This window comes from Pseudomonas sp. REB1044, assembly GCF_038813925.1.
GTDB classification, from domain to species: Bacteria; Pseudomonadota; Gammaproteobacteria; order Pseudomonadales; family Pseudomonadaceae; genus Aquipseudomonas; species Aquipseudomonas boreofloridensis.
On record NZ_CP046139.1, the window covers coordinates 2,197,435 to 2,221,529 of the forward strand.

Sequence of the window (24,095 nt, forward strand, 5' to 3'; positions counted from 1 at the left end):
GCGCTTACCTTGCCGCATTCAGCAAGCTATGCCCGGTAGCCCTATCAACAGGGAGGGCGGCAAGCAAACCTTGCCTACATGGGCGTGCTTGATGCAGTGAATGACAGGTGGGGAAGGGGTACGATGCGGCTGGCGAGCGTGCCTATCGATCCGGGCTGGGGTATGCGCCGGGAGATGATGAGCCAGAGCTTCACTACCCGGGTGGATGAGCTTTGGACTGTTTACTGTAAATGATGCTCTTCCAATTTCTGCGCGCGAAGCGATTGGGTACATTCGCCTGCCTCACATCGCATAACCCCCGAAGGGGCTGTAAGCTGTACCTTAGAGCGCGGCATTGAGTGAGTGCGGAGGCAAGCAGATGAAACGAACACTGCTGGGAATGGCGGAGGCAGGTGAACCTCTACTGAAGCAGGCGCTGGAGGCCATCAGGGTCTACAACGAGGCAATGGCCTAAGGCCGAGACGACGCCGATCTTGAGCGCCTTCGCATTGAGGCGGATCACCTGTACCAGACCGTGATTGACTATCAACTGCACAAAGCCGGTACTCTAGGCGAACCAGCGCACTAATCCGGAAATTGCCGTCGTCAGGCCGTTCGCCTAGCAATCCCGATTGCGAGGCAGTTCTTAGTTAGATCTCACCTCCGTAAGCCCGTACCGCCGCCGCAGTAGCTAATGTATTTAAGGCTGTGGTACAGCTAATCCCGTAGACGCAGAGGCCTATCATGATGGCGAAGGATCTCAACAGCGTTCTGCCTCCTGACCATCCAATGTACTCGGACGCTATAAAGGCTTTGAAACGGTATCACCAAGCACAAGCCGAAGGTATTACCGGGGCGGAGCTTGAGCGTTTACGGCTGCTCGCTGAACATCAGTTTCAGGCCGTTACTGACTATCAGCTTCGCGTCCTTGGTGGCCCAGCCAAGCCCAACCATTAGCGATGCTATACGCCATAACGTTTGTTTCCCCCCCAGATGTGATGCAGTAGCGGCCCGAATTCATCTAGCGTGCAGCCTTTGAGTCATCTCTGGTGTCCTTGGTGTAATGCTCACGCGATCTAATCTATGCATCCAACGACACCGGACGGACGCTATTTTGTTGTCAAAGGTCAGCTCTGGCGCTGCACGAACCCTTCGTTGAGTGAATGCGAGCGGCAGCGCCTTGTCCATGACCTGATGGATGCTCGACGAGATGTCAAAAGGGCTAAGCGCGCTGACGATTCGAGCATGCTCAAATCTGCGCGTGCGCGAGTGAATGCCGCCAAAGTAGAACTGGGCGAGCGGGGGCCCGTTTGGTGGGACGACGGCAGCCCTGACTACAATCGATGTCGGGTAGACCTTTCGCCATACGCTGATTGGTACAACGCTTTGGATGCCACAAGGGATGAGTAATGTACGTCGAAAAGACCTTCACACCTCAACAGCTTTTTGAAATGGTGTGGGAGCGACCTGTCCTCATCATCGCTAAGGAAATTGGTGTTTCAGATGTGGGCTTTTCGAAGGCCTGCCGCAAAGCGGGGATTACGTTGCCCACCCGGGGCCACTGGGCCAAGCCAGCCTCGAAACGCCCGCGTCGTCCAAAGCCCCCAGCCTCTACCACGGCAATCACGTTTCATGTTCTAAATGTCGAGAAGGCTGCCAGGCTGAAGCCAGAGAATGTAGTCAAAGACCCTAAGATGTTGATCGTGCCAACGGAGTTATCCGCCCCCCATCCGTTGGTAAAAAAATGGCTTGGTGCAGCGAGCAAGGCCAAGGACATCAACGGTGCACTGGTGTTTGACAAAACAAAGGTATTGAGCTCGCACATATCCCGGAATGAGGTGGATCGCTGCGCGCTTCTCTATGACAGCTTGATCAAAGTCAGCGAGTCGTTGGGGTACTCCTGGGGTGTTGGTAATAAAGGTAGTTTCGTGCGAGTCGACGGGGAGGAGCTACTGATCACAATCCAGGAGCGCATAAAACGCTTCGATATTCCACCGCCCCCTCCCAAACCTCTCAAGCCTGGACAGCTATGGGAGCCTGACTTTGCCGCGATGAGAGCCGCTCGCTTCGGCTGGGAGCCAACTGGTATATTTTCCGTCATCGTCGATGCACGATCTGAGGTTCTGATTCAAAAAACTTGGACTGACAGCAAGACAGGAAAGCTTGAGTCGAAGCTCGGTCAAATCCTGACAGGTCTAGTTCGTATTGCCGCTTCCGTGAAAGCCCAACGATTATCCGATGAGGCAAGTCGCCGCCGATGGGCCGAAGAGGAGCGGGTGCGCAAAGAGGGTATTGATCAGCAGCGTCGCTTGGACAAACTGCGCCAGAATTTGATGAAAAATCTAGAAAGCTGGGAGCGCGCTCAGCGGCTGCGAGCGTTCATCCGGGCGACAGTCGAAGGCTCGCCTCCGGACGAAGCAACTCAGATGGCAATGGCGATGTGGGTTAGCTGGGCTACACAACAAGTTGAGCTGCTTGATCCATTAAAAGTGGATATTTCTAAAGTCATTGAGCTGTCCGTTGAATTGCCAAACTCAGAATACGGCTACTGGAGCAGCAGTAAGCAAGTCGATGACTGGTGGCCGTGAATTTTCATTTGGGTTTGAACTTTAACTGGGTTAGGATTCTCTCAAGACCATCTACACATTATGGAGCATTCACATGTCGCGTCTTGCAGAGTTTCGTCAACTTGAGCAAAAATTGGCCGCCCAGCTGGCTGAACTGGAGGCTTTGAAAGGCAGCAGTGAGCTTCAGAAAGAGATCGAGTTTGAGACCAAACTGCGTGACCTGTTGAGTAAATATGGTTACAGCCTACGTGACATCATTAACATCCTGGATCCTCAGTCGGGACGACGTGATGCAGCTTCTGCTGTTGTTCCAGAGAAGTCGCAGCGCCGGGCTCGCCAGGTCAAGCAGTATAAAAATCCAGAAAGCGGTAAAGTGATTCAAACCAAGGGTGGTAATCACAAAATTCTGAAAGAGTGGAAAGCGAAGTACGGCGTTGCCAAAGTCGAATCCTGGATTCAATAATTAGCGTTCACAGCCCCGCTTAGCGGGGCTTTTCTGCGATACGCCAGGCAAAGCGCGTTACGCGTCAGCGCAACCCGCTTGACTGCATTCAGCACGCCCAACACAGCTCAAGGATTGACTAACCTTCGCGTTCAAGCGGGTTCTTCGAGCTTTGATAGCGCTTTGAACGTCTCGATTTTCTCGAACTCCAGCTCCTTCAAAATCATCTGCTTCGCCTCATTTTTGTCTAAGCCTCGACGGGGCTCATCAAAATCGATGTTTTTAATTCTCAGTTCAATTTCGCTGTCGCGGTTTTGACCGTTGTTGAATTCAGGGAAGCTCAATGAAATAACGCAATTCCCATCTAAACCGAGGAGGCTAAAGCGAAATTTGGCGTCTAGGCGGTGAATGAGCAAGCACGTCCGGTATTTTGCGTTGGCCAAGAAATCAGAGTCCTCTAGGCCTACCCCGCGCAGATCGAGGCCGCGTATGCGCTCTTCCATCCAACCCAGCGTTTCAGGTAACGATTGTTCCTCATCGGGCACCAAGCCGATGTCTACAACCTCCACGAACGAGACGGTTGCATAGCGGCTGTCCCTGGTCAGGCCCAATAGATAGTCAAATCGTTTGGCGTTAGTGAAATCGCAGAATCGAATCTGGCGAACCTTGGCTTTTTGGGCGATCTGGCCGTGTTCCTTGAAGTGACTGATGAGATGCTTGGTAACGGCGCGGTTCGTCTGTTTGGTCTCAGGGGCTGTGTGGGTGCTGATCACGATCAGCTCGTCCTTGGACTTGTTTTTTTGAATCTCGATCGAAGCCTTGAACCGCTTGCGTGAATCTGCCCAGCTTTTGGAGCGGTCGAGACGCTCAATTTCAAAATCCATCCGAATCGCATCTAGGCTGCCAGGTACCGGATAGAAGCTTGGGGCGTTCAAAACTTTGAAATTCTCGAAGTCCAAATCCAAGACCTTGTTCACGTCAAGGTCGTCCGGGATGCTGCTAATCAACGTTTCAGTACCGGCCCACTCGATTATCTGGGTGGTGATCTTCGGGTTGTCTTCCTTAGCGGTGTAAAGCTGCTGGAGCTCGACAAATTCGCTAGGCTTGAGCAGCGACAGCGTCAATGCAGGAATGCTCTGCTCCTTGTCCTGCAGCGAGGTAAAAACGCCACGTCGGCGGAGCAGGGTTTTCAGATCACCTTTGGATACGAATGGCTGAACCAAGTAGCTGCGCAAGCTTTCCCCTTGGGGCAGGATGGCGTTTTCATCATCAATCTGCATTACACAATACTCCGGAAATCGGAACGGTAGCTGATCACTTCCACCAGGTCGGCGAAGTCTTTGTTAGCAATCGACGCTTTAGCCAAAGCGGCTTGGCGACTGTGTTGGCTGAAGTTGTAGTCAGGGAAGCAGATCAGCACCTGCTGTGGGTAATCCAGTGCAACAGAGCTGAGATACCCGATCAGCCGGCGCATACCCTCCTCACTGAAGGTGTCGTCACAGCACACAGCCAGTTTCTTGGCGGCGCCATCGGTGATGAAGAAGGGAATGATTCCGCTGGTGAGATATTCAGCAGGTAGCACATCACCCGAGGTTACCCGCTGGGATGGGTCGACATTCTTGCCTGTCGCGGGGTACAGGAATTTGACGCTGGCGGCACCGTAGGCATTGCGCATGAAGGTGATGGCTTCGTATAGGAAGCTGGCCCGCTTGTTATCTACCACGTAGATAGTGCCGTAATTGAATTCGTCGAGCATCCGGCAGCTGGCCACCTCAGATACCACGTCGTGATCCTTGGCGTTTTTGTCGTTGATCCAGAACAAGACGCCTGATATCACCTCGGTGCTGATGCCTGTCCTACCAGTGTTGATATCCCTGCGTTGCTGTGAGCGCTTGAAACATTCCATGGCCATGGCTAGGTCGATGAAATGGCTTTTAAACTGATTTGTAGGAGAGGCGGGGTAGGCTTGTGTTGAAAACTTCGACGAGATGCAAAAATGCTTGAAGACTCCATCCTCCAGAGGTGAGCGGTCTGAGTACACGAAGTCGATTCCATGGGAAGACCGTGCGGAGCTTGAAACCTGGTGTGGGGTAGGTCGGATGCAAGCCACATCCATGTTCTGAATCGCTGCCTTCCAACCGATCAGGTTCAAGAACGCTGAGACAATGTCCTCACCGTGCTCCCCCACACTTTTCGACCATTCACCCACTAGCAGTACTCCCCAATTAGTTTTTTACCGGTGCGACGAGGCCTGCCTGTCGGCTAACCATTGAACGCTGTTTGAACAATATCCTAGCGAGAAAACTCTGCTCGGCAAGCACTAATTTCAAGAAATCGGTAGAGGCCGCGAGTTTCAAGGGCTCGGATCCACTTATTGTGTAAAAGTACACTTTTTGATGGTGTTTCCTCACATTTTGTGGCGAGCCATCCACTGTCAGTGAGCTTGCAAATAATTGTTATGCGTTGTAGGTGTGGCGCGCCCGGGCGAAGGGCATTTATTTCTTTATTTTCGTTCATTGATGTGGTGCGCCCGCCCGGGCCATTAATAGAGCGTCAGCTTGGGATGGTAATTACTACCACTGGGCAAGAAATATCTTTGTTATTAGCTGCGAATTGATTTTGCGCGCTGTCATTTACAATTCTGAACATTCAATCGGATTTTTGCTGAGATGCTAAAAACCCAATTGGATTGTTGCGCGTCCAAGTATATTCCAAGCGATACATATTTTCTGTTGTCACAGGTGGTATGCGTCATTGCCTATGCGTCGATTCTGCCAGCCTCACGATGCATGACCGCCGTCCAAATGGGTTATTGATTCTCGCCATGCGTGCCTCAGCGTTCATTGTGAAATCAAATTTGCTACGCCAGTATCAATAGTTAGGCAATTGATTTGGCAAGCGTGCACGGTTCGCAGTGTTGCAAACGGTCGCGCGAACCGGTGCTCCGTTATACGTCGCACCGGTTTGGTAACCAATTGAGGCAGAGCCTGCTGCCAAGCTAATTGGATAACGTTGTGTTTCTCGCCTTTTGCTGCGATCCAATGCAAATTCAGGGTGCTAAAGCAAAGCATTTTGCGTCGAGATGGCACGGTAGGTTGCGCCGGAGGCGAGGGTGATGGGCGACCAAACGCATTGGCATGCGCTGTTGGTGGCAATGCCGAAAAGCAATTTGGTCGTCGTCATGGCGGTGACGCTGCAGACCCCGTTTGCTTCTGCAACGGAAGGAGGGGGCCAAAGCAATTTTTTGCCAGGGCTGGATGGCGAGGTTGTCAGTGAAGTGGACGAGCTGCCGGGTATGGTGCTCCAACTGAATTAGAAGGCAAACGCGTTGAATTCTCCAAGTTGCTTTGCCCCGAGCGGTGGTGGAAGCCACCGTGGGTTTTCCAGCCAGCGAGGTCGAAGCTGACTGTTCCAATATCCTTGGAGTCCTAAGGCAAATACCGATCTGGCTCAGTAGGCTGCGCGGTGCTTATGGCTGTTTCCATCCGGGGAGAAGCCAGGTCACCGCTCACCGCTCGCACTTCATGTCAAAAAGCCATCGTGAGGTGAGAAAGCAGCTACGCTTTAGCAAAAATTGCGTGTTATGGAGAGGGATCCCTGCAGGTGAAGCGTCTACTTCTTTTAAGTGGCCCGATGGCTAGCGGCAAAACCTCCGTTTCCGAATGCTTGAAAGCACACCATGGGTTCGAAGCAATAAGCAGCGGCAGCTTTCTTCGGGCGCAGCTGGCCGCCCGAGATGAGCCCAATGACCGCCATAACCTCCAGGAGCTTGGCGATGCACTGGATAGCGCCACAGATTTTTCCTGGCTAATTGAATCGGTCGCCAGACCAGCAATCGACGCGCGTCCAAATACCGAGAGTTGGTTGCTGGATGCAGTGCGCAAGGCCCGTCAGGTGGAGCTGTTTAGGCTCCACTTCAGAAACGCGGTAAGGCATGTTCACGTGACTGCACCCGAGTCGGTTCTTCAGCGTAGATACGCTGAGCGCGGAGCCGATCAGCTTGCGCTGTATCAATCCAGCGTTTACCACCCCAATGAGCAGAGCGCGCGGTCGCTCGAATGTATCGCTGACAAGGTGGTGAACACCGAGGAACTCAATCTTTTTGACATCGCCAATCAGATACTGGAACTCTGGGAGCATTAGCGCATGGAAAGTCGTCAGATCGTTGTGATCACTGGCAAAGCGTGTAGCGGCAAAAGCGGCCTTGCACGCTTGCTTGAAAAAGAATTTGGTTTTGAGGTGATTTGCGAACGTCGCGTGTCACAAGCAGCCGAGTGGAGCCTCAGCACGCCTCAAACCAGTTTGATTGATCGGCGGCGGGAGCTGGGGGAAAGCGAACAAACGCAATGGATGCTGGAAGCCACCAAAGCAATTTGTGCGGATGGCCATGATGGTCGGCCATTGGTGGTTGATCATCTGGACTCACTAGAACAGGTGATTCAGTTCCGCCAGGCGTTTGGCGGAAACCTGATTCATGTCCATCTTTACGCCAGTGAACCCACTCTGCGAGAACGTTTCGCGGCACGCGCTCCTGATGCTGCTCCTACCCTGTCGTACGATGAAGTCAACCAACTCAAGGATCAGGCGCAAATCAGCGCGCTGAAGGCAGATGCCGATGTACGTATCTTCACCGACCGCTCCGACGCGAAAGATACGCTCGTACGCGTTGCTGCTCGACTACATCTATACACCCCGCCCGAAATTAGATGTGTTGATGTCCTCATCGGTGGTCAATATGGAAGCGAGGGTAAAGGCAACATTGTCTCCTACCTGGCCCGTGAGTATGACGTTATCGTCCGCGTAGGTGGGCCAAACGCGGGGCATACAGTGGCCAGTTCTGCCGGCGCCTACACGTACCACCACTTACCCTCGGGAGCGCGTGATGTAAGCGCGCGTCTGTTGCTGGGCCCTGGCATGACAATCCACCTGCCGGGACTTCTGACGGAGATCAAAGAATGCTCAATCGGTGCAGACAGGCTGTTCATCGATCCTCAAGCCATCATTATTGAGGATCAGGATATCGAGACAGAAAAGGGAGGGCATCTAGTCTCTACCATTGCCTCCACTGGTAGCGGAAGTGGAGCAGCGGCTGCTCGGCGCATTTTGAACAGAGGAAAGGAGATCAGGTTCGCTCGGGATGTGAAAGAGCTTGAACCCTACGTCGGGATACCCGGAAATTACCACGGTTGCACCTCAGATCGCCTGGAAGAATCCTATCGAAGCGGACAATCCATTCTGCTCGAAGGTACCCAGGGTAGTGGGCTCAGCATTTTTCACGGCGATTACCCCCACGTGACATCGAGAGACACTAACGTCGCGGGTTGCATTGCAGAGGCAGGCATATCACCCAGCAGGATACGGAAAATATTGATGGTTATCCGTCCTATGCCTATCCGTGTGGGCGATCCTGACGGTAACAAAGGTCACACCTCTGGAACGCTGAAGCATGCGACGACTTTTGATGTTATTGCACAGCGGGCAGGCCTTGATGCAAAGGCCTTGAACGAAGCGGAGAAGACGTCAACTACCCGCAGATACCGGCGCGTCGGCTGGTTCGAGTGGGATCAGTTTCGAAAGGCATGCGCGCTAAATGCACCAACCGACATCGTCTTGACCTTTGCTGATTACCTCAAATCGACCAATGGTAATGCAAGGCGGTTCGAGCAGCTTGATGCCGACACAATCAAATTCGTTGAGGAGCTAGAGCGCGTTGCGCAAGCGCCTGTGTCCTTGATAAACACCCGGTTTCCCCGCGAGCCGGATCACAGCGATCTGAGATCCTTGATCGATCGACGCAATTGGACTGGGCGCTCAGGGCGGAGGTAAGACATGGATGTAAACAAGCTAATCGAACTTTACCCTCGGGTCTATCACATGGCAGAGCGCGGCGCCTGGGACAGTATTCGCAAGCGCGGGCTGATGAGCGCTACAGCAGTCCTGGATCACCTCGATGTTACGGGAGTTGAGCGTTCACAGTTCGAGAGCGAGCACCGAGGCCAGAAGATGAATGTGAGGCATGGCGATCCTTCGGACATTGTGCTTCGAGATCAGAAGCCTATGCCGGAAGGGCGGTTGCTGCAGGCGCTCACAGATGGGACGACGCCGCGAGAATGGTATGAGTTGATCAACAACAAGGTATTTTTTTGGGCCGAAGAGACTAGGTTGCACAATCTCTTGGGGGCGCGTGACTACCGGAAGCTTGAGCACGATGTCCTGACATTAGACTCGGCGTCTTTCATCCCGGCGTATGCGCGAAGCATATGGCTATGCCACATGAATTCAGGCAACACCTGGCCCATGCCGCATCGGCGCGGTAGGGATATTTTCTGCAGAATTCCCGATTACCCTGTGAACCGTGCAGGCAAACCAGTGAAAAATGTTGTTGAGCTGGTGGTTGACTACGCCGTCCCGAACATCGCTGACTTCGTGGTCGAGGTGCGCCGAATGCAGGGTAGTGAAGTGCTAGGCGTGATTGCATAGGAGCTGGCATATGCCACGCAGCCGCCTAGCTTCCCGTATTTTGCTGATCAGCGATGCAAACCGGCTACTACTTTTCAACATCCGGTATTGCAGCGGCTTGTTGGCAGGCAAATGCTACTGGGCCACCCCGGGTGGTAAGCTGCGGGACGACGAAACATTCGAGTCGGCTGCGATTCGCGAGCTGTATGAAGAAACGGGGATCCACGTGCAGTCAGTCGGCCAATGTGTGGCACTCCGCGTGTTTCCGTGGCAGATGCCGGATGGTGAGCATGTGATTGCCTCAGAGCAATACTACGTGGTTCGCGTCAGGGGAGAGCAGTGTTCGAGTGCGCTATGGTCTGCTCAGGAGCGTGAAGCCGTTCGTGAGGCTAGGTGGTGGTCAGAAGCGGAACTCGCATCCATTGAGGAAGATGTGTATCCGCAAGGCTTACAAAGCCTATTCGCCACGGCTCTCGACAACCAACCACCGGCAGGTTAATCGCTGACCACGGTCGCTCGTATTACGGCGAGCAGACCCTGAGGATCGAAGGACACGAAGATGGCGAAGGCTTTGTTATCAATTTTTGATGCCCAAGACCCGCTGATGGCCAGCGCCTTGGACGCGTTGAAGCTCTACTACGAGGCGATGGCAGCGAACCGGCCTGAGGAAGAAGTTGAGCGCTTGAGGCTTGAGGGGGAGTCGCTCTGGAAGGCTCTCTCTGAATACCAGCTACGCATGATGGGACATCCATCGCCAACGCTTCAGTGATCTCATTACCCTCTCTAAGTGGCGAGTTTTTGGGAGATCTACGCATGCGCTTGTTACCTCCTAAATGACTATGTTTACAGGAAAACAACAGGCCATTTTGACTTGCCCCGCTCCGAATTCCCTGTAAGGTCTGCGTGAGGCCACATCCGGGGTAAGGAGATCGACGCATGCGATTGAAACGAAACAGTATCTGGGTACCGGGGCTGATCTTCACCATGATCAGCCTATCGTACTTGTGCATCCAGCTTTTTCTGATCGACGTGATAGCCTGGAATTACAACATCTGCCACGCCCTGTTCGGGTTCACGTTCCCCTTTGCCCTGAGTTACCTGTCGTGTGATCGTTCGGATATCCAAATCCTCAACGTGAGGAAAGCGGCTGATCGAATCCTCGCAATGCCTTTCCACGCTTGGCCGCTCGCGCTCATTCGTACAGCGAGGCGTTCGACTATCCGAGACTTCAGAGAAGGCGTGAGCTGGAAGCCCATGATGGGGTGCTGTTCGTCCTCGCCTTATCCATGGGCAATGAAATGTGGATCGATCCGATGACCAACGGAATTCCATTCGCTCATGCGTACCAGCACTTCGTAGCGGATGTGATCGGTATGGCGCTGTTCTTAGCGGTCACTCACCTGTTCAGCCGGAGTCAGAAACAAAGGGTTGCGGTGGCGCGCGTGATATAAGTGGGCCTAGACCTGCTTACACGACATCAAGGATGGCGATTGAAGCAGTCTTCAACGGTCTCCATTTAGGCTTAGCGAGTCCTGACATGATTGAGGTCTTGCGGGGGGCGTTGCTGCGGCCTCGATGATCGTGGGCGGGACTGTATTTGGCGGTACGGGACACCGGTTAGAGGAGTGAGCGTCTGTTCCGCTGGCCTTGTTCCGAGCTTAGCTGGTTACTCGGATTGTCTGATTTGAGCAGGCTATATGGAAACCGGCCTAAAGTCGGGGCAGGGACAGGGGCTGGAATATCTGTCAATATGGCCATCATTGCATTCCTGGTCGTACGGGGGGCTTTGGATTCTACTGGGATGCTAGCAGTAGCAAGATTCATTACTGCACATAAGCATCCCACGATTCACCCTCAGCAACCTATAATGCTCCCCACTACGGTATCTGCGGCTTCCCACACTCCTTGAAAAAGAAGCGCTAGTAAAAGGGCCATCTCAGTCAGGTCGGCAAGGTGCTAATGCATCATGCTAGGTTTTTTTGTACTATCTAAAGCCCTGGTTAGACTGAACAAGGTGCTCCAAAAACTTTCGGCCATCTTCAATCTCATGCAAGGCCTCCATATCAATAATCATCCCCATTCCGCTGTATAAGCCAGCGATCTTATGTTTTTCAGTCGGCGTGGTAATAACTTTGGTAAAGCCACTCAGCTGTTGACGCATCGTGCTATACGCACCTAGCGTGGCAGTGAGATAGGATGCAAGTTTTTGGATCGTTTCCTGAGCGTTCGCATCCAAAAGGGCGTTCGAATCAACTCCGGTTTTAACTCCGCTGAGTCGATCTTTCAAGAGATTGACCTGTGCTTGCAAGCTGGAAATTTTCAATAAGATTTCTTCCGATACGGCTTCCGGCTCATCCAGCGATTCACGTCCATGATTAAATGCTGTATCTACTAAATGTCTATAATCATTATTTCGCAGCAATGTAATGTAGCTAAAGGCTCGAATCTTCTTGTTGAAGAAAGGAGTCGTGGGGTCGCCAGACTTTGCTTCCCTCACCTCCGATATCACCCCTGACAAAGCTTTGCAGTAATCGGTAATGGTGGAATATTTACGGGCAGATACCACGCGAATAGCCTGTTGCAACATTTTTTCAGTTTGCGCGGATCTGGCTGCTACATACTCATCGAATGTAGATGGCTTCTTCGGTGGCTTCATGGTCTTAGTTTTGTTTTTCATACGCCTAAGCTTTTAAGCCACCATGTGTGTGAGTTTGATTTTTTGGGCGGGCGCTGAAATCAATTCTTTGATGGCATTTGAGTCTCCCGAGCTTACAGCAAACAATTCAAATGGAGTGATTGCCCCGGACAAAACCATTGAGCTGATCTGTGCCGAAACTTTGGTAGCAATCGGGGTCGTTTTGTCTGGGTCAATCCCCAGTAGCTTAGAAATGTCTCCCTCTTTCATTAATAACACATATCGTAGGTGTGCTAGCTTCATACTCAAATCTTCAGATGAAGCATCAGGGAAATTCTGGACATCTATCAGCCTTTTCAGCAGTCCGGCCTCTTCAGGAAGCGAGAATCGCTCGTAGTGTTTTACGATCTCCTCACGGTCTTTCACCATAAGCTCCTGTTCCAATCCTTTCTCATACATCTGGAAAAGCTGAATCTCAATCGCCTCTAAAAGGCAGGCCTCCCGTGCAAAGCGATCATTTTGAGCCTCAAGCTGTTCAAGCTCAGTGCTAATTCGAGCCGCTGGTTTGCGTGCGACGTATTGTTGAATAAGAGTCAGCGTGCCTGCCATCAGTTCTCGATATTTGTCTTTCTTTGCGGAAATCGCTGGCAGATGCGCTACTCCTCGGATAGCAAATGGACAGGCAGAACAGCAGTTAGGCTCACCAAATAAGTCGAGGACGTCCTTAGGGCATGTGTTGTTAAAAGGGCAGATATGCGTGGTATTAAACGCGAGCTCACTAATTTCCCTCGCAAGGATCCTGTCCAAGCCAGTTGTTGACTCCCGCTTTACACTCGACAGGCTCATGAGTCTGTGTTGGCTGATGGCAGTTACAGGGTCACTTGCGATATCACTCTGAAGGGTTAAGTTTAGTTTTGAAATTGCTGCGGCCAGTTCTGGAAGATCACCGGACGACAACTTGCTTTGATTGCTCATGAGAGACATGCAGAGCATTTGCTGATGAGTCATCCCGAGGTCGCTCTCATCAAAAACTGAATAATAATTTACTAGGGGCTCTGACTGGCCGGTGAGCCACTGACCAACAATGCTTGGAGGTAGGAATTTGATTGCCTCCGACACAAAACCTGCTCTCAGGCCATGAGGTGTGTAGTCGCTAGTAAGGATGCTAGCTGTGATGGACGACACGCCAGCAACTGAATGGTCAATGATAAGTTGAATGTCTTCAGTAGAGCCCGCAGGTGGTTTGCACCACACAACGTCAGGGCAGCGCATATCCCCTAGTTCAAACTTGAAAAACTGCTGCAAGCACAGCAAGAGAAGTCTGAAGGGATCATAGTTGCTCCACCCGTTAGGGGTGAGCGCGAGCCTAAAGAGAGGGCGTAGACGCCCGAACTTGGAGTTTGTATTGTAGTTATACCAAACTTTATTTTGAAAGCTGGCTTCCGTGCAGCGTTCATACCATTTGCTCTGCCTGTCTAAAATATCGATAACTCTGCTGGAGACAATCGCAGTCCATTCGCCATGAGCTTTGTCTGTACTTACTAGCAGCGGGGCCAGTGGCCTGGTCATATTGCGCTCTACATAGTTTGCATATCTATCTTTATCTAGCCACAGCAAGTGCTGCTGGCGGATGCCGGTCTCACACATAAGCAAAGTAGAGCGTACATCGTTCATGATGATGCGCGGCTGCACACTCCCATCAATGTGCATGTCTGAGATTCGGTAGAATCTTGGAATGTACTTGAACGGAGTGGGCTTCCCATTGTGATAGAAAATGGGGCTGAAGTTGAGTGCGTTGAGGTCGACGCTTTCGCAGCTCATGGCACCCTGACCCCACAGCCCCGACCAATTTGAACCATGTACAAGCTCGCTCAGTGTGGGCCAGGCCAGCTCGCCGGAGACGACACCAGGTTCACTACCGTCTGCCATGCCATTGAGGTGCATAGTTAGATATTCCAGTGAGTACAGCATGCTGATAAAGGTCGAGAAATATGTCCTTGGGATTGGTTTCTTGCTAGTCCCCAGCGTTTTACTGTTTTCGGGTAGCAGGCGGGAGAAAAGCTATTTCTTACTTTATCTGCATTGGGGATGACAGTAGACTGGGAAATGATATAGTCGAAGAACTCATCGATAGGGTAGGTTCTTTGATATTGAGTGTCTGGCGTATTCTGGTTGATTTCGACAAGAATGCTGATCATCGAGATTAGTGTTTCGGGAAGCTCTTTCTCAAAGTTTCCAACTTCTTTCAAGAGGTCGGCGTCGGCTGTAATATAAATGGCGCAGCTAAAATCGTTGAATGTACTTGGGTAGGAGTCTAGGTTTCCATCGCGATTCATGAAGAATTTGTATAGGTAGGGGCCGCAATAGGCAAGCAGGTAGTAAAGCGAAGTTCTTTTGTTTTTTTCGCTTTCAAGTCTTCTTGACTTGATGTATGCGAGATAGGTTGCGTTAAGCATCTTGCAGAAATTTACGACCTTTTCAGGCAGTAGTTCAAGTCCACCGGGGAGTGCTGGGCTGTTATCCATTCTAAATGCGCGGCTTAGATCCCTTGCGTCGGAAAAGATGGTTGCAAGCCGCTCGATGCCATGGTTGGTTCCCTCTAAATAAGAGCGAGTTTTCTCAACCATTTTCAAATGTTGTTTGCTAACCTTGGTTTTTTGAGCAGCAGCATACTTTAATTTGTGAGCCTGCTTGGCTTGTTCGCGGCTTTCAGCAAGAATTTGATTGACTGCATCTCGCATCCAAGGACTATTGGAGGCGTTGGCCAGAAATACGGAAAAATCGTCGGTGTAAAATCTAGCAAGCTCTGATTTGTGTCCAAAACTCCGGAGTTTCAAGTCGCGAGCATCTTCTGCTGTAAAGTTTTTGGCGTCATGCAGGTTAGAGGCGACCAATAAGCGCATCCAGCCGCTGGCCCTGAGTTCGCGCTCTTTCTTGGTCATCGCTCCACTGTAGGTAAGCGATGATACGGGGTTCAGCTCCCTAATTTTGATGAGCATGGGGCAGCTGTCTGCGTGCTCTTGGATGATATCGTCCAAAATACCATCGCTGTTAATAGGGCAGTTCCAGCCAAGCGGTAGAATTATTTTTTTCTCCACCCATAGACGGAGAAATGCCAGCTTCAGCAGTGAAATCAGGGGTGCAGTGCGAGATACTGGGAATTCAGGAATGATGGCATTAACGATTTCCTCCCTCTTATCATTTCCAGAAAAACAGCACGTCAGCAGTTGTTCAATCTGCGCGCGTTTCAATGCGAAGAAAGGGCGAGCGCCCAATTGGTTGAGAGCAAGTAATACGTCGCGCGGGCGACCGCCGTCCACTGTGTTATATTTTTTCCAGTAGCGGTGCCTTACATCGATCATAGCCATATCGAAAGCGGGGCCAATTTCTTTGTTTTTAATTAGCCAAATAGGATCGGTGTGAGAAGGGTTAATCATACTGCCTCCAGGGCGAGCTGTTGAAGTTGTTTGATTTCCTGCTGATGGTACGCAATCCTTGCTTCAAGCATGGTCTTGGGCCCGCCGGACAGACGAGCAAAGTTCGCAGCTGAAAGTGCCGCCTGCAGCAGATGGGCGTCCTGTCGAGCGTATCTTCGGGTAGTCTTGATGAGTGCGTGCCCCATCAGCTGCTGAACCAGGCTCAGTTCGAATCCGTAACGTCTGTTGCTGTGAGGATTCGGGTTGGGACAATGGTTGACGAGGTAATAGCCGTACATATGTCTCAAAGAATGAAAACCATATGACTTCTGAGTCAAATCAAATGCCGCTTTCCTAAAACGCTCATACAGTGCTTGATAGCTGCTGTGCATCGGCTCGCCGTTTACGAGATTTCTCACTAAAAACTCATGTCTAACAGGCGCCATCAATTTTTGAGCCCGAATCTCAGCTTTATATTCCTCCAGCGCAATCCAGAACATCGACGCGAACGGCTCTATCATAAAAGTTTCAGTGTGAGCGCGTCCTTTATGCGGAAGTGCATCAATGTCGGAAGCTGAAAGGTACTTAATTAGTGCATTCCGCCGTGTGTCTGGATCAATGATCACAATACGGCTATAACCTGGGTCGACGTGAGGCTTGACGTCTTCGTTGAGCATTGTCAGTGCTTCTGATATGCGCGCACCTGTCGCTGCCAGCAAGCTCCACAGCATTTTGTCACGCGCACTCGGAGCCGATTCAATAAGCTCTTTGCAGCGGTCAATCGGAAATGCGTACTCGTCTCCTCCATAGTTGTCGGTATACGCAAGTGCTGAAGGCTTGGAGATCGCTGAAAGTCCAGCTCGTTTGATGCGACGCGCACCTCCGGCCAGGCAACCCGCTAACCAGCTGTTTTTCTTGATAGCACTTCTGACGCTGGAGGTTGTTTCGATTTTGACCGCTTGAGCCAGCGAAAAACCCGACAAATGTTTAGACTTGATATAGCCTTGTGCTTCCAACTCCAGTAAGCCTAGGCGAAAGCGTTCACTGGCTGCGACAAAGCTATTGAGCGCCGCCAGCGCAACGCCCACAGAACTGCCGGAAAGGTTCCGATCCCCCATGATACGAGCCGCCTTTGCGATCATAGGGTGTTCGCTAGAAGTTCCGAATACTAAGAAGTTCTCATAATTTTCGATAATCTCACTGAGCAGTGGGGCTGTAAGTTCCCCATGCAGATGCGTGAGCAGTTGCAGAAGCTCCAAGAATACTCTGTTATATCCCGCGTAGGCCTTCACTGTTCTAAAAGATTTTTTTTGGCTGAGCATGGCGCACCAGCTTTCAAAAAAGTCATCCATCACCTTGTCGTTTGAGGCCAGCGCAAAGATCTTTTTTCCATTCTTGGTGATTGCGATTAGGAGCGGTGGCGCAAAAGAGGTAAGTCGGCCAGGTAACGCCACGGAGTTCATCTCAGTGTCCAGTTCTGTTGGGATGACCAAATGGTTACATGGACACTTTCAAGCATGCAACTGCACGCTATTGCACGCTTCTTAACTTTTTAGGTTAATTTAAAATTTATCTGTATCGGTGTTGTATAGCTATATATAACGACGTTATCGATTATGGGGCGCCGGGTTAGTATGGCGAGGCTGGTTTTACGGACTAAATCGTCGTCTGAGGCTAACGCTCAAGATTTTTTAGGGCACCAGAATAAGCGGATGTTTAGCCATCCGGTTCGTTTGATTCAGTGGAGCGCCGTGATTGTCAAGACTTCAAAAAAAATAAAAATATTTTGAGCTTGGCTGGCTGACGGCCATTACGAGGCTGATTGGGGTGGGGATGATTGGAGCTCAGGATGGGAGAAGGGGCTTTACAGGCGCGAATCTTGGCTCTCGACGCGCTTCAAGGGGATCGCTTAAAGGATATCCAGAGGCGCCAAGCATGCAGTTGGCATGATCGCAGAGGTCTCGCGCGGACAAGGCCTTCAAGAACCCAGATTCAGGATGCGGCGATGCGCTCCAGCCATTCTCCCAGAAGCAAATGCTCGCAACGGCTGAAGACTTTCACGGTGCTCAGATTGCCTCTCAACTCAGAGGCAAGGTTTTGAGTTCGACGGTGGGGATCGGCTTTGGGCGGGTCGCCGTCGTGCAAGGTGCGCTTCGCGCCTGCCTTTAGTAAAGGTTTAACGGCTTGCCTCACGAGCCAGCTTGCGTCAGGCGGGCGGCTCACTTGATGCAGGCAACTGAAGACCATACCTGTACAAAAAGGATGGATAAACTCAATGGCCTGTTTTTGACTGACTTGCAGCAGTCCCGCCACTGCGACCAGTCTTACGCGATTCTTGAGGTCATCAAGCTGAATTTGCCATACATGAGAGACGCCCGACTGACGGGGCTTGCAGATGTGAAGGTAGAGGTCAGGGTTTTCAGCCCAAACGAGATCAGGTCTTCAATTGCTTGGTACAGGCCATTGATGGTGTCATCGGCATCTGTTGGCCGCTGTGGCTTATTTTGCCAGAGGTGCAGCGCCGCTGCGTCTAGCAGCTGATCGATACCTCCGACATGCTTGTAGATTTGCGGAGGAAGGACGTTGGCCTGGGTGGCGATGTTCCGAATGGTCGCAGATGCTATGCCTTTTTCAGCAACCAGCTTGGCTGTCACCTCGATAATGGTTGCAGCTAGGGGCGTTCGAGGGATGGGGAAGGAAGTCATAGGCATTCAGGGGAAGTGGGGTCAGGCTCATAGCCAGGGCGATGCGCAATATACGGTATGGCTGGTGCCAGTGAAAGGGAGTCAACAGTAGGCAGGTGATTGATCAGGAGTCTGTGGCCTGGCTCAGTTAAGCGTTGTAGACGTTCCTGATCACTCCCTAGCCCCCGTCCTTCTCTCCCTTCAACTTACGCCCGAAACCCTAGGGTTGTGAGCGAGACTCATGACACCGGCGATCACTGTCGCGGTGGCCTGACAACCAAAATCCACATGCTCTGCGACGCCAACGGGACTACGTTGCACTACCTTCACTCTGGCGGTTAAGCCAGTGACATCAGCTACGAACAACCACTGTTGAACAAAGTCAGCATTCCATCAAGCCAACGTGGCCGTCCGCGTAAACGCTGCATGTGGTTGCTTGCCAACAAGGGTCATGAAGCCGAAGCGCTGCGCCGCTACAGCGACCGATATCGAATGCAGCTCGTCATTCCTATGCGCTCGATGAAGCGCTAGCCCAAGCCTGGCTTATCCATACTGTTTGATCGGCCCAAGTACCGACAGCGCAATATCATCGAGCGCATGTTTGACTGGCTGAAAGAGAAGCGCCGGATTTTGACACACTTCACCAAGCTCGCGAAAAGCTATGCCGCAATGGTGTCACCGGCTTGCTCCATACGGGGGTTGCGACATATCTTTTCTTATAGAGCCTAAATAGCCCAGCTAAAGTTTTCAGTTAAATTTTCAATGAGTTTATGAATTCTCTAACTGAGATGCAGAAGCTCTCGTTCATACTATGTATGGTGCGAAACTCTGTTTCTGCTTCTTTTAATGCTCTGTGAGGGCAGAAGCTAGCGTCTTTGACTTTTTTGCTTGATTTTATGTTGTTTAAGTACCCGCCAAACATTCTGCATTCATGGTGGCACCTTTCCGCGATACTCATGGCTTCCAGGTAGAGGCTTTCCGATAAAATGAATGGTCGGTGTTGTTTTAGGGTGTCCATTAGGTTTTCGACAGAGTCTAATGCGGAGTTTAATATTTTGTAGACGTCTTTGGGTTGAGTAGGGTAGTAGGCGACGAGGCCTGTTGATTTCTTGACCGCATCGTTACAGAGCGTCCAAATGGAAGACAGTACTGATGTTTTTGCATCAACAATTTTTATTTCGCGATGTACGGTTTTTGAAAATACCTTATAGCTGTAAAAGGCACCTGCCAGCATAAGTACTGCGCCGGCTATATAAGATCCAGGGCCTGGTGGTGCGATCCCCAAGTCAATTCCAGTGAATTTTTTAGAATACCGGAGAGGAAAATACTTTCAATTAACGGCCACGCCATCAGTGACGCTCCGACATAGAGCAGCGATTTTGTCACCACGCTGCTGATCGAGGGCAGCAGAGATCTTCTGACAAACTCTATCAGTGTCTCAACTAAAATTTCACGGGGCTTGGAGCGGTTTCTCATCCATTTGAACATAGGTGTATCCTTTCTGGGTTAAGATGATCGTTATTCTTCTTTCTGTTGCAGCGCTGCGCAAAATGCTTGAAGGTGACAGGCTTCGGTGTAAAGACTTCGGCAGGTTACGGATTTCCCTCGTTCAGAAGTGACTTGACTTGCGCAGGTCTGCGTGGCAAGAATTCACCTAAACTGGCGCTGAGTGAAGGACTACCGCAGATTATGACACAGGTCAATCAGGATGTATCGGATGTTGAATTGGCCAAAAGGGTCAAAGAAATCAAGGGGGTGACATCAAAGGAGAACTTCGAGGTAATTCTCAGGAAATTGGTGCCGAATGAGAACATTGCAAACATAAATAGAATAATAAACAGCTTGTCTCAAGAAGACGACTTCGCAACGCTTTGCAAAATGCTAGAATGCTGCGCTTCCATCACTCCGCTCAATCAAACACCCATCACAAATGCAGACGAGATTACCCCTGATTTTCAGGCTACGTTCCATCCAGGCTCATTCTTTTCTGGAGTGAGCAGCTACGAGTCCCCACCTTTCAATTGCATGATTGAAGTCAAAAGCACGGAAAAGCTTAAGTTTAAATGTAGCCGGACTGACATCGACAGGCGCAAGCGATTTGCTGATCGCTATGGTATGCCATTGATTTATGCAATTAGGTTCACTGTCGCAACAAACCACGCATTCTGGGTGCTGGTTACTGCCGATGATCTTTACAAGAAAAATCGGATTGATACCTCGGATTATGTGAGTAGTATCGGTCATCTGCTGTTTGATAACTATTCTATCATGACCAATAGCAGCTTTACGCTGGTCAGGCGCTACTCAAAGACTAAAGAAGGGCTTGGTGAAACCCGTCAAGATCTGGGGGGCTCCAAAGTGTTGAGTTGGTCAGTAAAGAGGGTAAGGTATATCGGCCTTCGCCAATGGATTCTCTCGTTTTGGCCATGCTTTATAATCTGTTCGCATCGACATCAAGCTACACGGAAAGTTATCAGGGCGAAAGCGTTGTTTATTCGGGGTTTCGACTGATGACATTCCTGAGTCTGATGGATATTGTTTACTATCTGAATAATATTTTTGTGATGGTGAGGGGAATAAATATTATGACCCTGTTCGTGCCATCGCTAATATGGATTCACCTACCAATCCAACCATGATTATAAAGCGCTCAATCGTCGAGGGCGTTATTCGGCGCACTAATGAGTCGTGTAAAGATTTCTTCCTGTATGGAATTATTGGGGATCATGGAAAGAGGGTTGATCAGTTTGCTCGCTTGAAGGGATATGATGATCTCAAGGATGCTATCAAATAGCTCGCGTACAAGGCGCTCATAGAGCACCTTTCTTGATCCAGTGCCCTTGCCTTGGGTGAGCATTGGATGAGTGAGGAGATGTGCTCAGGCGCCCATCTGCCAACTGTCCCAGGGCGATCAGTTTTGGTTTCGCACCCAGTTTATCGCGTAGCAATGCCACCTGCTCAACCCCCCACTGGTTGCTCCGCATTTCCCCAGGAATTCCGGATGTAGGGGAGGCCTTGCGAGCCTGCCGATCACGCTCTAGGCCGCAGTCGCGGCGGCCTGACAACCAAAATCCACATGCTCTGCGACGCCAACGGGACTTCGTTGCACTTCCTTCTCTCTGGCGGTCAGGCCAGTGACATCAGCTGCGAACAACCACTGCTGGACGAAGTCAGCATTTCATCGGGCCAACGTGGCCGTCCGCGTAAACGCTGCGAGTGGTTGCTTGCCAACAAGGGCCGCGACGCAGAAGCGTTGCGCCCCTACTGCGACCGATATCGAATGCAGCCCGTCGTTCCGATGCGATCGATGAAGCGCTAGCCCAAGCTGGCTTATTCAGACTGTTTGATCGGCCAAAGTACCGACAGCGCAATATCATCGAGCGCATGTTTGGCTGGCTGAAAGAGAAGCGGCGGATTGTGACACGCTTCGACAAGCTCGCGAAAAGCAATGCCGCAATGGTCTCATCGGCTTGCTCCATCCGGTGTTTGCGACATCTCTTCTCATACAGAGCCTAGCCACGCACTCTAAGTTAAGATATGGCGTGATCTTTAAGTCCGTGCAGTGGAGGGCAGCGAGCAACCTCGTTCTGTACTTGAATGTGACATGGACGCTCAAAGGCTGGCTCGCCCTTAGGGCCTTCAGCACCGTAAAGCGCTTGCGAACGCTGACGCCACGAGCGTCAGTCAGGCTGCGCCGATTTCTTTTCCAACCACTGCGCGTAGGAAAGAATCATGTCCCAAGCGAAGGTTCGAGCATGGTGGTACTGATCAGCGCTGGGCTCTTTCAACGGGCCTTTTGCCAGCCCTCGGTGGCGGCTGGCAGTTGATGGGTCATTGCAGACTGAATGGAATTTGCGAACCTTCGCTTTCTCGATCCCAAGCTCGTTGATCAATGTCGCCGGTTTCACGAACTTGCTTTGTAGGGCTTCTAGGATTTCGTAGAGATGGGTGAACTCGTCGCTTGGATTGCTCTTAGAAGCGCTTTTGCTTGCCAGCAATCGACTGAGCAGATCGTCATCTGCATGCCTCGATAGCAATTCTGCTTCGGACTGACGACGATCTCGACCCTCTTGTGCGGTGTCCTGAATCAGTACCCCGTTGCGGTAAATTTGGATCTCAACGTGGTCTGTGATTCGGATGCTGGCGAATGACGACTGCAGGTGGATCTCGCGTGGCTGGCCGTCTTGATGAGTGATCGTAAGCGTTGGGTTGGAATCTATGTGTATCGGCTCCACACGCGTGAACTCGTAGGGGGCCAGGCGTGCTCGGATCGTTCTCAACAGCCTTTCTGCTATCCCGCTGTCAGTCTGGTAGGTAACAGCGTCCAAATCAGCCCGGGCTACCCCGTCCTGGATCACCATGATTGCTCCGTGGGCCTCCATGGTGTGAGTCTCTCTAAGAAGGTCAGGCGGTTGATAACGCCATTCCAGTGTTGCGGTGCTAGTGGTCATATTCGAGCCCAAGATGAAATCCTCCCCATCATACCTTTTGAGTTCGCCTTGGATGTATATGTAACCAACGGATCATGACTGAGGTTGCTGTGGCGGGTATTAGGCTCACAATACACAATCGACTGAGCGTCCAAGCTCCCGAGCGATACAGTTCTGGCGCGTTGCTATCATGAGGTGCGCACCGAGAACTTTGTGGCTGTGGGGCTCCTAAGTAACGCCCCACGACAGAGCTAGCAAAGATTGAGATTGAGCCTGGGAGGCACGGATGGCATCTGCGGAACACGACTATCAGCATTTCTTACGTTGGCTTCACGAACCTGCGACTGCTGCATCGGATGACGCGCGGCGCATGGGTAATTTGGTGCTGCAGCATTTCGATACAATCAGTGCTACGTCCCAAATCGCAGTCAGCGGGCAATTCGTATCGTTGAACTTGCACGGGGTCAACTTGCTCAGATTAACCCGACATTGCCCTGGTTGAATGCCATCACGGGAGGGGACGGCTGGAGTTGGCGAAGCCTCTCTGAGCTGACGATTGGCCCGTTTCGAGGGTTTCGAAGCCCCGAGACGTTTGATCTCACCAAGCGCCTGATTCTGTTCTATGGGCCTAACGGCAGCGGAAAAACCAGCCTGTGTGAAGCCCTGGAATACGCATTGCTGGGGGCCGTGGATGAAGGTGCCCAGAAGCGTATCGATGCTGGGCAGTACCTGCGCAATATTCATGAGGAACGTTTTGTGGCTCCCCAGCTCCGGGGCTTGAATTTGGCTGGGCAGCCCACGGAGATCGCTTCTAATGCGGACGCTTACAGATTCTGCTTCATCGAGAAAAATCGGATCGACTCCTTTTCACGGATTGCAGCCAAGCCTGCCGGCCAGAAGACCGAACTCATAGCCGCTCTGTTCGGGATGGATCATTACAACGAGTTCGTGGGACAGTTCAACGAGGCGCTGACCGATCAGCTGAACCTGACTCCACTGAAGGGGCAGGAGCTGAGTCTTCGGCAAAACTCAATTGCCAATGACATGGGGGTTGTGGCCGGCGCGGTGATGGCCGGAGCGGAGTTCCAGCGGGTTGAGGAGACGTACGCCCAACAATTTGCGGCTGGCATGTCCTACCGGCAGCTTCAAGAAGCCGTTGGGCTGTTTGGTGTTCCAGGACGGCTCCAAGAGGTAGAGCTTGCGCTCAATCAGCCTCCGCCCATGCTGTACGGCATTAGCCCGCAAAAACTTTTGGCCGCCTATCAGGCAGCTGATGCGGCCCACGCTGCGGTTGAAGCGCTGTCGCAACACCTTGCACAGCAACACAGCGATGTTGCTTACCAAGCTTTGTTCAATGCTGTTCAGCGTGTACAGGCCATTTCACCCGATCGCTGCCCAGCGTGCGACACGCCACTGCAAGGGGTTCCTCACGTACATGTCGACCCTTACCAAAAGGCTGAGTAAGGCTTGGAGCGGATGCGCG

23 protein-coding genes and 4 pseudogenes are annotated in these 24,095 nt (G+C 51.5%); 17 read left to right on the plus strand and 10 right to left on the minus strand.

Translation table 11 applies throughout. From position 1 onward, the window contains the following. Positions 1-78: 78 nt before the first annotated feature. The 6 genes and pseudogenes from GKC70_RS10260 to GKC70_RS10285 all read left to right on the plus strand — a co-directional run. Positions 79-234: pseudogene (locus GKC70_RS10260) on the plus strand (DUF4113 domain-containing protein); the annotation flags it as partial. Positions 235-358: 124 nt separating this feature from the next. Next, a pseudogene (locus GKC70_RS10265) lies at positions 359-568 on the plus strand (hypothetical protein). Positions 569-726: 158 nt separating this feature from the next. After that, complete coding sequence (locus GKC70_RS10270) at positions 727-936, plus strand: hypothetical protein (RefSeq protein ID WP_279806545.1); 210 nt, start codon at positions 727-729, stop codon at positions 934-936. Between the two features lie 126 nt (positions 937-1,062). Next, positions 1,063-1,389 carry a hypothetical protein gene (locus tag GKC70_RS10275; RefSeq protein ID WP_342651237.1) on the plus strand — a complete coding sequence of 109 codons (327 nt, stop codon included), beginning with the start codon at positions 1,063-1,065 and terminating at the stop codon, positions 1,387-1,389. Continuing rightward, the gene (locus GKC70_RS10280; protein WP_342651238.1) at positions 1,389-2,567 is read left to right on the plus strand and encodes a hypothetical protein; all 1,179 of its coding nucleotides are present in this window, start codon (positions 1,389-1,391) and stop codon (positions 2,565-2,567) included. Before GKC70_RS10275 ends, GKC70_RS10280 begins: the two co-directional genes overlap by 1 nt. Before the next feature lie 73 nt (positions 2,568-2,640). Continuing rightward, on the plus strand, positions 2,641-3,009 hold the full coding sequence (locus tag GKC70_RS10285; RefSeq protein ID WP_342651239.1) for a histone-like nucleoid-structuring protein, MvaT/MvaU family: 369 nt from the start codon (positions 2,641-2,643) through the stop codon (positions 3,007-3,009). 131 nt (positions 3,010-3,140) lie between these two features. Here the strand turns inward: GKC70_RS10285 and GKC70_RS10290 are convergent, their stop codons facing one another. After that, positions 3,141-4,268 (minus strand): hypothetical protein, encoded by a 1,128-nt coding sequence (locus GKC70_RS10290; protein ID WP_342651240.1) that lies wholly within the window; start codon positions 4,266-4,268, stop codon positions 3,141-3,143. Continuing rightward, the gene (locus GKC70_RS10295) at positions 4,268-5,029 is read right to left on the minus strand and encodes a hypothetical protein (RefSeq protein ID WP_279806516.1); all 762 of its coding nucleotides are present in this window, start codon (positions 5,027-5,029) and stop codon (positions 4,268-4,270) included. The genes GKC70_RS10290 and GKC70_RS10295 overlap by 1 nt, the downstream gene beginning before the upstream one ends. A 1,074-nt stretch (positions 5,030-6,103) precedes the next feature. On the opposite strand from GKC70_RS10295, the gene GKC70_RS10300 reads away from it, so the two are divergent. The 7 genes from GKC70_RS10300 (at position 6,104) to GKC70_RS10330 (ending at position 10,898) form a co-directional block, all read left to right on the plus strand. After that, the gene (locus tag GKC70_RS10300) at positions 6,104-6,304 is read left to right on the plus strand and encodes a hypothetical protein (RefSeq protein WP_279806515.1); all 201 of its coding nucleotides are present in this window, start codon (positions 6,104-6,106) and stop codon (positions 6,302-6,304) included. A gap of 287 nt (positions 6,305-6,591) precedes the next feature. After that, positions 6,592-7,131 (plus strand): AAA family ATPase, encoded by a 540-nt coding sequence (locus GKC70_RS10305; protein WP_342651241.1) that lies wholly within the window; start codon positions 6,592-6,594, stop codon positions 7,129-7,131. A gap of 3 nt (positions 7,132-7,134) precedes the next feature. Then, positions 7,135-8,814: an adenylosuccinate synthetase gene (locus tag GKC70_RS10310; protein ID WP_279806513.1), complete on the plus strand. Its 1,680-nt coding sequence runs from the start codon at positions 7,135-7,137 to the stop codon at positions 8,812-8,814. A 3-nt stretch (positions 8,815-8,817) separates the two neighbouring features. Beyond that, entirely contained in the window at positions 8,818-9,468 is a 651-nt protein-coding gene (locus GKC70_RS10315) for a hypothetical protein (protein WP_342651242.1), read from the plus strand. 10 nt (positions 9,469-9,478) lie between these two features. Continuing rightward, positions 9,479-9,946, plus strand: coding sequence for an NUDIX domain-containing protein (locus GKC70_RS10320; protein ID WP_342651243.1), 468 nt, complete (start codon positions 9,479-9,481; stop codon positions 9,944-9,946). Between the two features lie 60 nt (positions 9,947-10,006). Then, the gene (locus GKC70_RS10325; protein ID WP_342651244.1) at positions 10,007-10,216 is read left to right on the plus strand and encodes a hypothetical protein; all 210 of its coding nucleotides are present in this window, start codon (positions 10,007-10,009) and stop codon (positions 10,214-10,216) included. 493 nt (positions 10,217-10,709) lie between these two features. Further along, entirely contained in the window at positions 10,710-10,898 is a 189-nt protein-coding gene (locus GKC70_RS10330; RefSeq protein ID WP_342651245.1) for a hypothetical protein, read from the plus strand. Positions 10,899-11,431: 533 nt separating this feature from the next. Here GKC70_RS10330 and GKC70_RS10335 read toward each other — a convergent pair. From GKC70_RS10335 to GKC70_RS10360, 6 genes are all read right to left on the minus strand, one after another. Next, complete coding sequence (locus GKC70_RS10335; protein WP_342651246.1) at positions 11,432-12,124, minus strand: hypothetical protein; 693 nt, start codon at positions 12,122-12,124, stop codon at positions 11,432-11,434. 12 nt (positions 12,125-12,136) lie between these two features. Then, on the minus strand, positions 12,137-14,026 hold the full coding sequence (locus tag GKC70_RS10340) for a hypothetical protein (RefSeq protein ID WP_342651247.1): 1,890 nt from the start codon (positions 14,024-14,026) through the stop codon (positions 12,137-12,139). Positions 14,027-14,028: 2 nt separating this feature from the next. Beyond that, a complete protein-coding gene (locus GKC70_RS10345) occupies positions 14,029-15,519 on the minus strand; it encodes a hypothetical protein (protein WP_342651248.1) in 1,491 nt (496 codons plus the stop codon). Beyond that, positions 15,516-16,961, minus strand: coding sequence for a site-specific integrase (locus GKC70_RS10350; protein WP_342651249.1), 1,446 nt, complete (start codon positions 16,959-16,961; stop codon positions 15,516-15,518). Before GKC70_RS10350 ends, GKC70_RS10345 begins: the two co-directional genes overlap by 4 nt. A gap of 529 nt (positions 16,962-17,490) precedes the next feature. Further along, positions 17,491-17,811 (minus strand): hypothetical protein, encoded by a 321-nt coding sequence (locus GKC70_RS10355; protein ID WP_342651250.1) that lies wholly within the window; start codon positions 17,809-17,811, stop codon positions 17,491-17,493. 11 nt (positions 17,812-17,822) lie between these two features. Further along, a complete protein-coding gene (locus tag GKC70_RS10360; protein ID WP_342651251.1) occupies positions 17,823-18,203 on the minus strand; it encodes a helix-turn-helix domain-containing protein in 381 nt (126 codons plus the stop codon). A 240-nt stretch (positions 18,204-18,443) separates the two neighbouring features. Here GKC70_RS10360 and GKC70_RS10365 point away from each other — a divergent pair. Beyond that, positions 18,444-18,911: pseudogene (locus GKC70_RS10365) on the plus strand (transposase); the annotation flags it as partial. A 519-nt stretch (positions 18,912-19,430) separates the two neighbouring features. Here the strand turns inward: GKC70_RS10365 and GKC70_RS10370 are convergent. After that, on the minus strand, positions 19,431-19,670 hold the full coding sequence (locus GKC70_RS10370; protein WP_342651252.1) for a hypothetical protein: 240 nt from the start codon (positions 19,668-19,670) through the stop codon (positions 19,431-19,433). Positions 19,671-19,742: 72 nt separating this feature from the next. Between GKC70_RS10370 and GKC70_RS10375 the strand changes: the two genes are divergently transcribed. Together GKC70_RS10375 and GKC70_RS10380 are read left to right on the plus strand one after the other, a co-directional pair. Further along, entirely contained in the window at positions 19,743-20,693 is a 951-nt protein-coding gene (locus tag GKC70_RS10375) for a hypothetical protein (RefSeq protein WP_342651253.1), read from the plus strand. Positions 20,694-21,189: 496 nt separating this feature from the next. Then, positions 21,190-21,698: pseudogene (locus GKC70_RS10380) on the plus strand (IS5 family transposase); the annotation flags it as partial. A 164-nt stretch (positions 21,699-21,862) separates the two neighbouring features. Here GKC70_RS10380 and GKC70_RS10385 read toward each other — a convergent pair. Next, positions 21,863-22,543, minus strand: a complete 681-nt coding sequence (locus tag GKC70_RS10385) for a hypothetical protein (RefSeq protein ID WP_342651254.1) — start codon at positions 22,541-22,543, stop codon at positions 21,863-21,865. A gap of 567 nt (positions 22,544-23,110) precedes the next feature. Between GKC70_RS10385 and GKC70_RS10390 the strand changes: the two genes are divergently transcribed. Beyond that, positions 23,111-24,076, plus strand: coding sequence for an AAA family ATPase (locus GKC70_RS10390; protein WP_342651255.1), 966 nt, complete (start codon positions 23,111-23,113; stop codon positions 24,074-24,076). The last annotated feature ends 19 nt before the right edge of the window (positions 24,077-24,095 follow it).